12 protein-coding genes and 1 pseudogene are annotated in these 9827 nt (G+C 61.1%); 7 read left to right on the forward strand and 6 right to left on the reverse strand.

The window, feature by feature from the left end; genetic code table 11:
- Window positions 1-26 precede the first annotated feature (26 nt).
- From AC2YI2_RS19435 to AC2YI2_RS19465, 7 genes and pseudogenes are all read left to right on the forward strand, one after another.
- Complete coding sequence (locus AC2YI2_RS19435) at window positions 27-347, forward strand: hypothetical protein (RefSeq protein ID WP_487388119.1); 321 nt, start codon at window positions 27-29, stop codon at window positions 345-347.
- A gap of 388 nt (window positions 348-735) precedes the next feature.
- Window positions 736-1323: pseudogene (locus AC2YI2_RS19440) on the forward strand (hypothetical protein).
- A 292-nt stretch (window positions 1324-1615) separates the two neighbouring features.
- Window positions 1616-2515 (forward strand): ArdC family protein, encoded by a 900-nt coding sequence (locus AC2YI2_RS19445; RefSeq protein WP_487388120.1) that lies wholly within the window; start codon window positions 1616-1618, stop codon window positions 2513-2515.
- A gap of 623 nt (window positions 2516-3138) precedes the next feature.
- On the forward strand, window positions 3139-3450 hold the full coding sequence (locus AC2YI2_RS19450) for a DUF736 domain-containing protein (RefSeq protein ID WP_487388121.1): 312 nt from the start codon (window positions 3139-3141) through the stop codon (window positions 3448-3450).
- A gap of 136 nt (window positions 3451-3586) precedes the next feature.
- Window positions 3587-4642, forward strand: a complete 1056-nt coding sequence (locus tag AC2YI2_RS19455; protein ID WP_487388122.1) for a Fic family protein — start codon at window positions 3587-3589, stop codon at window positions 4640-4642.
- Window positions 4643-4988: 346 nt separating this feature from the next.
- Window positions 4989-5300: a DUF736 domain-containing protein gene (locus AC2YI2_RS19460; protein WP_487388121.1), complete on the forward strand. Its 312-nt coding sequence runs from the start codon at window positions 4989-4991 to the stop codon at window positions 5298-5300.
- A 320-nt stretch (window positions 5301-5620) separates the two neighbouring features.
- Window positions 5621-5785, forward strand: a complete 165-nt coding sequence (locus tag AC2YI2_RS19465; RefSeq protein WP_487388123.1) for a hypothetical protein — start codon at window positions 5621-5623, stop codon at window positions 5783-5785.
- Window positions 5786-5832: 47 nt separating this feature from the next.
- Here AC2YI2_RS19465 and AC2YI2_RS19470 read toward each other — a convergent pair whose 3' ends face one another.
- The 6 genes from AC2YI2_RS19470 to traC all read right to left on the reverse strand — a co-directional run bounded on the left by AC2YI2_RS19470 (window position 5833) and on the right by traC (window position 9633).
- Complete coding sequence (locus tag AC2YI2_RS19470) at window positions 5833-6111, reverse strand: HU family DNA-binding protein (RefSeq protein WP_487388124.1); 279 nt, start codon at window positions 6109-6111, stop codon at window positions 5833-5835.
- Between the two features lie 78 nt (window positions 6112-6189).
- Complete coding sequence (locus AC2YI2_RS19475) at window positions 6190-6558, reverse strand: WGR domain-containing protein (protein ID WP_487388125.1); 369 nt, start codon at window positions 6556-6558, stop codon at window positions 6190-6192.
- Window positions 6559-6763: 205 nt separating this feature from the next.
- On the reverse strand, window positions 6764-7168 hold the full coding sequence (locus AC2YI2_RS19480; RefSeq protein WP_487388174.1) for a thermonuclease family protein: 405 nt from the start codon (window positions 7166-7168) through the stop codon (window positions 6764-6766).
- Between the two features lie 45 nt (window positions 7169-7213).
- On the reverse strand, window positions 7214-9130 hold the full coding sequence (gene traG / locus AC2YI2_RS19485) for a Ti-type conjugative transfer system protein TraG (RefSeq protein WP_487388126.1): 1917 nt from the start codon (window positions 9128-9130) through the stop codon (window positions 7214-7216).
- Complete coding sequence (gene traD, locus AC2YI2_RS19490; RefSeq protein WP_487388127.1) at window positions 9117-9332, reverse strand: type IV conjugative transfer system coupling protein TraD; 216 nt, start codon at window positions 9330-9332, stop codon at window positions 9117-9119. The genes traG and traD overlap by 14 nt, the downstream gene beginning before the upstream one ends.
- Window positions 9333-9336: 4 nt before the next feature.
- Entirely contained in the window at window positions 9337-9633 is a 297-nt protein-coding gene (gene traC / locus AC2YI2_RS19495; protein ID WP_487388128.1) for a conjugal transfer protein TraC, read from the reverse strand.
- Between the last annotated feature and the right edge of the window lie 194 nt (window positions 9634-9827).

The raw sequence follows: 9827 nt of genomic DNA on the forward strand, positions 1-9827 counted from the left end.
TTCTATCGACATTACAGGAGATTGCCATGAGCCAGCATCTGCTGCTTGTGAGGATGGAAGCTGCCCATCAGTTGACCCAGCGCCAGCTGGACCTCATTCATCGTCAGATAGCCATGCGGACTGAGCGTCTGACTGTGACCGACAAGGCCAAAGCCAGGTCGCATCGCCGAGGCCGAACCAATTGGACACGTTCCGACGAACAGATGTTTCACGATCACCTCGATCGGCTGACATTTGAGCGTCGGTCCGAGTTCGATGCCCTTTCGCGCAAACTAACCCGGCAGGAATACGCGATCGTGCTGGTCCGCAAGAAGCTGGACGTCGAGCTGGACGCGGAGGTGCATTGAGCCCGGCCACCCAAACCTTCGTCGTTCGAGCGGTTCCCCTTAGCAGTTCATCGCATTCCAGGCGGGCCGGGGCCAATCCATTCGCGTCCCCGTTAGCGCGGCATTCCCTTGCCGGAACACCCTTCGTTTGGTCACGGTCTAAGCCGGCGGCCGGTCGTTTCAAGGCCGCTAACGCGCCGCGGTGCGGCCTCAACCCCCTCACTTCGCAAGTCGGCCCAGCGTCCTGCGCGGGATAATGATCCCACTGGTCCGCAAGGCAGGCACGCTCATTCAGGGATTTCGGACCTGTGAAAGTGCCCGTCTTTCGCCAGCTTTTTTCGACCGTACCGAAGGGCGCTCCGGCAAGGGGCCGGCGCAAAGTCTTCGGAGAAATCGAAAGGATACAGAAATGGCCAAGCCCGCAAACAACTCTCGCCAATCCGCCCGCGTCGTACCGCTCCGCAAGGGCGCGACCATCGAGATGGTCCGGCTGACATGCCCCGACAGCGCCCAGGCGCTCAAGATCGCCGAGAGCTTCGGGACCGCGGTCGTCGACAGCGAGGGTATCCGCGCTCTCCATGAGCGCCTGATCTCCGAGACGGCAGACGCTCTCAGCGAGGGCCTTGGCGACCGTGCCATGCAAATCCACCTGTAGCGCATCGTCGGCGCCTTTGTCGGCTCGGCCCACGGCGCCGGCCAGTTCTACAGCAAGGCCGTCACCGAAGCGCGCGACGCCACGGCCAGGGCCGCGAACGACACCCGTGACGAGGACCGCGACGGTCCCGTCGGATATGACAGCGCCGCGCACCGCAAGCGGGAATTCGCGGCCGATATGGGGATCCAGGCCCACTCGCTGCGCATGGCCGCCGAAGGTGCCGTCGCCGCCTACAAGCACATCGTCGGCGAAAGCTGGAAGCCTTTCGATAGGCCGGTCGAAAACGCCGGCCATGCCGTGGACCGCAAGGCGGCTGCAGCGCAGATATCGGCCTTCGACTGACACCATCTGGGCGGGGTTCGCCCCGCCTCTACCCTTTCGGCCGTTCCTTCGGGGCGGCCTTTTCGCATGTCGGCTCTCTCCTGAGGAAAGGGAAAGAAGGAGGGTCTGACCGATCCATCACGCCCCGTCTCGTGCGTCGGACCTGCAGGAGCCGCCGCCAGCCCGCAACGGCTTCGCCGTCCTATACTTCGTTGCGGCCGTTCCGGTGCGGGCCATCGGCTCCCGGGCTCCTGCCTTCTGGCCTCCGCGACGGGACCGCTGATGGAGCGGCTCCGAATAGTGGAGATGAGCAATGAGCAAGAAGATCGAAAGCCAGCGTACCGATATCTATTCCCGGATCACCGCGCGGATTATCGAGGAGCTCGCCAATGGCGTCCGTCCCTGGATGAAGCCGTGGAATGCGGCGAATACGGATGACCGTATCACCTATTCGGGGATGAACGTGCTCCTGCTCTGGTCCGAGCAGATGTCGCGCGGTTTCACCTCATCGATGTGGATGACGTTCAAGCAGGCCCTGGAGCTCGGCGGGGCGGTTCGAAAGGGCGAGACGGGATCAACGGTCGTGTTCGCGAGCCGCTTCACCAAATCCGAAACAGACGGCAAAGGTGGTGAGATTGATCGGGAAATCCCGTTCCTTAAGGCCTATTCCGTGTTCAATATCGAGCAGATCGATGGCCTGCCTGATCATTATTATCACCGGCCGGCGCCGGTTCTCGATCCTGTTGGCCGGATCGAGCAGGCGGATCTATTCTTTCGCACTACCAGTGCTGTAATCCGTCACGGTGGCAACCAGGCCTTCTACGCCCCCGGTCCGGATCTGATTCAGATGCCGGCCTTCGAGACCTTCAAGGACGCGGCAAGCTATTATGCCACGCTGAGCCACGAGGCGACGCATTGGACAGCTTCAGAGACCCGGGTCGGGCGAGACCTCTCGCGCTACGCGAAAGACAAGACCGAGCGCGCACGCGAAGAGCTCATCGCAGAGCTGGGGAGCTGCTTCCTCTGCGCCGATCTCGGCATTGCACCTGAGCTCGAGCCGCGGCCCGATCATGCCTCCTATCTTCAGTCCTGGCTGAAGGTGTTGGCCGACGACAAGCGTGCCATCTTCCAAGCGGCCGCACATGCACAGCGCGCGGTAGCCTACCTGCATGACCTTCAACCCGCAGCAGGCAGCGAATCCCGGGCCGCATAAGCGGCTTATTGGCGACGGTCGTCCCCGCCGGCGGCCGTCGACACGGAACCTTGTGCGTCATCCTGCTGATCAGCGTTCAGGCTGAGATCGAGCTTTCCCCAGATCGAGGGCTTTCCCGCACCGGACTTGGGTTTGCGGGATGGCTTCTTCTCGACAATGAACGGCTTTGTCTGCTGACGTATGGATCCTCCGGGCGGCGATTCGCGCGGTGACGCTATCGCGTCATGGGGTGTGCCAGTCGAACCGATGAATGCGGAACGGCGGATAGCCCCGGCCTTCCAGGGGCAGGGAACTCGGACATGTGAAGTCGCCCAGTGCCGTGAGCACGCTTGTGACCGCCATCGTCATATTCCTTTGCACGTGGTTTGGCGCACATCAGCGGGCTCGATGAGGCATGTCTGACCGGAGATCGGCTTCACCTCGATCGTCCTCCCGCAACGGCAATTCCCAGATTTCTTACCCCTGAAGGCTACGCCTTCTTCCTCTCCGACTAACAAATCTGCGACTTGCCGCCCTCCACGGTGTTCCGGCCCTATGGGTGCGGTCCGATCGTCCCCGGTCTTTGCGACTGCCATCGAGGCCGCGATGGGCGCGGCCCGATTGAGCGAAAAGGAACTACGACAATGGCTACCATCGGCACCTTCACCGCAAACGACAACGGCTTCACCGGCACCGTCCGCACTCTGGCGCTCAACGTCAAGGCTCGCATCGCCCGCGTCGAAAACCCCTCTGACAAGGGACCGCACTTCCGTATCTACGCCGGCAATGTCGAACTCGGCGCCGCCTGGCAGAAGCGCTCCAGCGAGAGCGACCGCGACTACCTCTCGGTCAAGCTCGACGACCCGAGCTTCCCCGCTCCGATCTACGCCACGCTCACGGAGGTGGAAGGCGAAGACGGCTACCAGCTCATCTGGTCCCGCCCGAGCCGGGACTGAGTATCCCGAGGCCCCGCCCAAAAGGCGGGGCCGACCTTCGCGAGTCGAATTCAGCCCCGTGCATTGGGTGGAAATGGATGGACTATTGGATGGCGCCGTGCAATACCGTTTTGGATGGAAACGGATGGATTAATGGATGCAGGCTCTCGACCTGGCGAAACTTCGGATCACCCCAGAAATCCTTTCGCTGATCGCTGAGATCGACGAATTCAAGGGTGCATGGCGCGCGCTGGGTCGCATCGCCCCGGACCGGCTATCCAGTCTGCGACGGGTCGCCACGATCGAGAGTATCGGATCCTCCACCCGCATCGAAGGGGCAAGGCTGAGCGACCGCGAGGTCGAACGATTGCTCTCGAACCTGCGCATCGGCTCATTCTCCACACGTGATGAGCAGGAAGTCGCTGGCTATGCCGAAGTGATGGAGACGATCTTCTCGGCTTTCGACACAATCCCACTCAATGAAAATCACATCCGCCAACTTCATCGAGACTTGCTCGCTTACTCGACCAAGGATGAACGGCACCGGGGAAGCTGGAAGACGCTTTCCAACAATGTAGAAGCTTTCGATGAAGACGGCCGAAGCCTGGGCATCGTGTTTGAGACCGCTTCCCCCTTCGACACACCAGGCCGAATGGCGGATCTCATTGCATGGCAACGAACACAAGAAGAGGACGGGACATTTCATCCCCTGCTTATCGTAGCGGTTTTCGTCGTCGTCTTCCTCGAAATTCACCCGTTCCAGGATGGCAATGGCAGGCTCTCGCGGGCTTTGACAACATTGATGCTTCTACAGGCAGGCTATGCCTATGTGCCCTACAGCTCGCTCGAAAGCGTCATTGAGCAAAACAAGGAATCCTACTACCTCGCTCTGCGCCGGACACAAGGCACGATCCGGACTGACCAGCAGGATTGGAATCCCTGGGTCGAGTTCTTCCTCCGAAGCCTCCAACGCCAGAAGCAGCGCCTGGAGCGCAAGATCGAGCGCGAGCGCATTCTGCTCGGCGACCTGCCCGAGCTTTCCGTTGCGATCCTCGAGTTGGCCCGCGAGCGTGGAAGAGTGACCGTGATGGATGCAGCAACCGCCACCGGCGCAAGCCGCAATACCGTCAAGGACCATCTCCGGGCATTAACCGAGCATGGACACCTGTCCCTGCACGGGGCAGGTCGTGGTACCTGGTACAGTCTGAGCTGAAACGACACGTGAACAGCAGAGCCGAGGACGCTGCGTTATCGATCATGAGGTCGCGTTTGCCATGGTCATATTCCTTCGCACGTGGTTGGCGGCGCATATCAGCAGGCTCGATGAGGCATGTCTGACCGGAGATCGGCTGCGCCTCGATCGTCCTCCCGCAACGGCAATTCCCAGATTTCTTACCCGTGAAGGCTACGCCTTCTTCCTCTCCGACTAACAAATCTGCGACTTGCCGCCCTCCACGGTGTTCCGGCCCTATGGGTGCGGTCCGATCGTCCCCGGTCTTTGCGACTGCCATCGAGGCCGCGATGGGCGCGGCCCGATTGAGCGAAAAGGAACTACGACAATGGCTACCATCGGCACCTTCACCGCAAACGACAACGGCTTCACCGGCACCGTCCGCACTCTGGCGCTCAACGTCAAGGCTCGCATCGCCCGCGTCGAAAACCCCTCTGACAAGGGACCGCACTTCCGTATCTACGCCGGCAATGTCGAACTCGGCGCCGCCTGGCAGAAGCGCTCCAGCGAGAGCGACCGCGACTACCTCTCGGTCAAGCTCGACGACCCGAGCTTCCCCGCTCCGATCTACGCCACGCTCACGGAGGTGGAAGGCGAAGATGGCTACCAGCTCATCTGGTCCCGCCCCAGCCGGGACTGAGTATCCCGAGGCCCCGCCCAAAAGGCGGGGCCCCTTCTATTATCACTTATGAAGCCAGGACCGGGTCTCGAACCCGAGCCTGACTTTTTTTGTGCCATACGGACAGGTGGTTGTCTGCTCAGATCGAATATGGTGCCGGGCCGCAATGCCGGCTTCAAGGACGCGCGGTCCCCCCAAATTTCAGCCGCGACCCTCACGGGCCTCGTCAGAAATTCGGCTCCCCCACTCGCCGGCTCCGCCGGTCGCTCTCGCGATCCCTGACCCCGCCATTTCGGCCCGCCCCCCAAACTCGTCTTTCACGAACTCAAGGAGATGAGACAATGACGATCGAACAGCACATTGAAGACCTGCGTGGCGAGCTGAAGTGCGCCTTTGATAGCGCCGAGCGCCGCCAGATCGAGGCCGAGCTCGAACTTGCCCAAGCCGACCTGGTCGTGATGCTGGCCGAACAGGTCGGCTCCGTTGAAGCCGAGCCGCCCTTCTGAGGGCGACTTCTCCCGCTTCGTCACAGCGCCGCCCGCGCTGGCCGCGCTTACTTGTTCAGGGCATCCTTCAGGGCCTTGGCAGGCGTGAAAGTGAGCTTCCTCGCCGCCGCCACCTTGATCGTCGCGCCGGTCCCCGGATTACGCGCCTCACGCTCTGGCGTATCCTTCACCTTGAACTTGCCGAAGCCTGGGATTGAGGTTTCAGCACCGGATCCCGCGGCAGCGGCAATTGCAGCGAACACAGCTTCGACGATTGTCTTGCTTTGAGCTTTGGTCAGACCCTGTTCGCTTGCGATCTTGTCGGCGATTTCATTCGTTGTCGTCATTGGCGTTCCCCTTGTTGACGGCGAATCCATGTCAGCAATGGGGAATGCTGTCATCGGCGCAACGCGGCAAATCCCCAATCAATTTTGAGATTTTCCACCGGGTGGCACCGGCCGATAGCCTTTTCGCCGCTTTTCGCGAAGAATGTCGAGGAAAAGGATGAGCGCCTGCTTTTCGTTTTCGAAGAAGTGTATCCTCTCCTGGCCGCGTGTTCCAATACGCCCCCAATTGCGAACCACCGAGATGTTGCCGAAGAGCGTCGGCTCAATCGCCAGTCGATAGTAGCGCGCCATGTTCCTAGTGGCGTCGAGGCGCTGGATGTGAAGATGATAGGCCGAGTAGCTCATGGTTTCAGTTTCGCGCGAGCACCGAACCGCGTCCAACGACTTATCTGAATCGATCACGCGGCATCGATTCACGCCGGTGATGATTCTCAGTGGCGAGTCCAAGCAGAGCCACTTGCCGGGGGTAGTCGGTCCCGGGTTCCGCGCGGCGCGGCGCTAACCCTCCTGCGGCTACCCTGTTAACCGGTCAAGCGGCGCGCGAACGGGCGCAGGATGCGGGGTGCATCCTCTGCCTCGTATGCTCATCCTCCGAAGAAATAGTCGACGACCGGTGTTCAGTGTTTTCAAGGATTGTGGTGTTCGCCCGGCGTCAATCGCACCAGCTGCGACGGTGTCCCTCCCAATGCCGGGCCAGGCCTTCGGCGATAAGAGTTTCGCCTATCGAGGATCCTTTTCGCAGCACGATCCGCAACTTTCGGCCATTGCGATCTTCGTCGCGAGATCCCGTCACGAGGGAAAACGCCCCTGCATTGAGAAGCCCGAGCAGACGATATTTTTCAGCTTCACCGAGCTTAGCTTCGCGCGGGCAACGCGGCGGGCTCAGTTCGGGTGTATCGATGTCGGCAATTCGGATCTTTTGACCGCGAAACCAGAAGGTATCCCCATCGACAACGCAGTTCGTTCGCGGCGAACCGCTGCAGATCGAGAATCTGGCTGAATGGCTGTCGCTCATTGCCGCAGGAGCGCCGGCCGTTCCGACGATGCCAATCAGCATGACCGTCATGGCCAAAATGACTTTAGTACCCTTCATCCACATCCCCTATTTCGTTTTGCCGAATCTGTTTTCGGCGACGCAACTTTTCATGTCATTGCGGCGGAACCAGATGGCGCGCCCGCATCTGAGCGGCGGGTTGCCCGCCGTGAAAACGATCTGTTCGTCGGTCCGCATCCGCAGTACCTCATGCGGTTGAATCAATGGCCGTGCCGCGAGCTGCTTTGAGCGTGTGCGCGAGGATCCTCGCGATTGGAAATTGCGGCTGACCTGGTCGATCTCGACCGTGGTCATGCCGCAGCGCTTCGAGATATAGTCGGCGGTATCGGGATCGTTGATCGCGGCAAACGAGATCCAGCTTGCGCTCTCGAACCATTTGCTGGTCGCGTCGCGGCCGCCATAGGTTTCGCGCATCTGTCCGATGGATTGATAGATCATCGTCAGCGTGATGCCATATTTGCGGCCGGCGTCACGCGCGGTTTCCAGGATCCGCATGTAGCCGAGGCGGGCGACCTCATCTAGGAGGAAGAGCGCCCGTCCCTGCATCTTGCCATCGCGATTGTAGATCGCGTTGAGGAACGATCCGATGATGACGCGCGCCAGACCCGAATGTGTCTCCAGCGTCTTCAGGTCGATATTGATGAAGACATCGATCTCGCCTGTCGCCAGCTCGTCCGTCGAGAAGCTCGAGCCGGAGACGAGGGCAGCATAGTTCGGATATGAGAGCCAGTGGGTTTCCTTGACCGCATTGGCGTAGACGCCGCTGAAGGTTTCGGGCGTCATGTTGACGAAGGAGGCGACATTTTCCTTGACGAATTCGGATTTCGAATTGCTGTGAATGGACTGCAGCCGCTCGCGCAGTTTTGGTTCCGGCTCTGCGAGGTTCTTGCGCACTTGCCGCAGAGTCTGGAGCTCCTGTCCCGTATGACCGGAGAGGCAGACATCGGCTATCAGTGCCGTCAGAAGCTGCAGGGCCGAGGTTCGGAAGAAATCGTCGCGCACGCCGCGCGCACCGCCGCTGTCGCTCATGATCCATGAGGCGACGGCGGCGATGTCCTCCTCTTTCGTACCGCCATGTAGCCCGATCCAATCAAGCGCGTTGAACCCTTCCTCAGTATTTCCAGGCTCGAGGATCCGGACATCACGCCCTGCACTCGATCGGTGCTCGGTCACCATCGGCGCGACTTCGCTTGACGGATCGAGCAAGACCAACGTGCCGCCCCATTTGAGCGCTGTGGGGATTGTCACCGACGTCGTCTTGAAGCCGCCCGAGCCGGCAAAGACGATGCCATGCGACGATCCAAACGAACCGTCGAAGCAGAGCAGAGGCGCCTTGCCGCCGGCGCCCCAGGTCTCAGGACTGTCGGCCCGGAAAGACTGTGGCGCCGTGTTGTCCTTGTCCACGCGATAGCGCTCGCCGATGACGATGCCGCCGGTATCGGCAAAGAGCTTTGCGGCGTGGACAAGTTTCATCCAGTCTGCCTCGCCATGCAGCGCGCGACGTCCACGAATGCGCTTCGGCTCCGCATTTGCGAATGCCGCATTGCCGACCAGCGCAACGCGCAGCCCAAAAGCCGCGGACATCAGAACGGCGCTTGCCCCGAATATGGTTGCCGGGTCCACGTAGGACACGGCCGATTGGTCCGCTGGGAGCTGGCCGGCTAACGCGAAAAGGCGGAGAGTTTCGCGAGCGGCGGCAATCGCGATCGTCGCACCGCCGCCGGCGATGACTCCCCAACCGGCAAGCTTGATATTGCTCGACCCCGCGCTGGCGAACAGGCTGATGATGCCGATGGCGGCTGCCACGACATACGGAGCGGCGATCCCGGCCCGACCGAGTGTCAGCCGCGCAGCCTCGGTTTTCCCGAAGCCGGAAAGCCACTGTTCGATCCCCGTCGTGACAACTACGACGAGGATCATCAGCGTGGCCGGTGCGATTACAAGCAGGATCCTATTCGCCGTCATTGCCGAAGGCCTCCGCGCCGATTGCGATGAGCCGGGCTCTCTCTTCCGCGTCCCCCTTGATGCGCCTCGCAATCTCGACCAGCGCCCCGAGCAGCAGCGCCCGCTTCTCGTAGCGCAGACCCGCCTTGACGATCAGGCCACCGAGCTCAATCTTTTCCCGCGTGTCCTTCTTGCGGGCGTCGGACGATGTCGTGCGTGCCACGCGCTCACGCCTCGCTACCGCCGCCCGCAGACGCGCCAGGCGTGACCGGCGTGGTCTGGATGCCTTCACCGCCACCACGGGCCGTCGTTTTTCCTCCGCTCGAAACCCCCTCGCTTCTGCGAAACCGTTTCGCCAAGTCCTCCAACGCTGCCTGCAGGTCCGCTTCGTCGATCTCGATCTCGCCAAGTCCGGCCTTGAGCGCGATACGTCCGATCCTTTCGGCCTCTCGCGTCTCCGCCTGCCTGAGTTGATCCTGCAGCTTTGCGATTTCTTCGCGGATTTTCGAGGATGGCTTCTTCATTCCGTTCGTCTCCTGGCTTCGAAAGCATGTCTTTCGAAGCCAAAATTTCAGACCGACGCGCGGAACGCACTACGGTGAATCCTACAATCGCCAAGGCGCAAGCTTTGGTGAATGATCCCGGCCGTTCCGAAGGAGCGGCTTCCAAGGGCGCAATTATACGTCGCTGGCGCGACGTGTTGCTTCTGCCCCTGGCG

It is taken from the genome of Rhizobium sp. SRI_017 (genome assembly GCF_057586295.1).

Coding starts and splice junctions, on each gene's coding strand:
- AC2YI2_RS19460 (WP_487388121.1), top strand. CDS start 4,989: ATGGCTACCATCGGCACCTTCACCGCAAACGACAACGGCTTCACCGGC.
- AC2YI2_RS19470 (WP_487388124.1), bottom strand. CDS start 6,111: ATGACGACAACGAATGAAATCGCCGACAAGATCGCAAGCGAACAGGGT.
- AC2YI2_RS19455 (WP_487388122.1), top strand. CDS start 3,587: ATGCAGGCTCTCGACCTGGCGAAACTTCGGATCACCCCAGAAATCCTT.
- AC2YI2_RS19465 (WP_487388123.1), top strand. CDS start 5,621: ATGACGATCGAACAGCACATTGAAGACCTGCGTGGCGAGCTGAAGTGC.
- AC2YI2_RS19450 (WP_487388121.1), top strand. CDS start 3,139: ATGGCTACCATCGGCACCTTCACCGCAAACGACAACGGCTTCACCGGC.
- AC2YI2_RS19445 (WP_487388120.1), top strand. CDS start 1,616: ATGAGCAAGAAGATCGAAAGCCAGCGTACCGATATCTATTCCCGGATC.
- traC (WP_487388128.1), bottom strand. CDS start 9,633: ATGAAGAAGCCATCCTCGAAAATCCGCGAAGAAATCGCAAAGCTGCAG.
- traG (WP_487388126.1), bottom strand. CDS start 9,130: ATGACGGCGAATAGGATCCTGCTTGTAATCGCACCGGCCACGCTGATG.
- AC2YI2_RS19435 (WP_487388119.1), top strand. CDS start 27: ATGAGCCAGCATCTGCTGCTTGTGAGGATGGAAGCTGCCCATCAGTTG.
- AC2YI2_RS19480 (WP_487388174.1), bottom strand. CDS start 7,168: ATGCTGATTGGCATCGTCGGAACGGCCGGCGCTCCTGCGGCAATGAGC.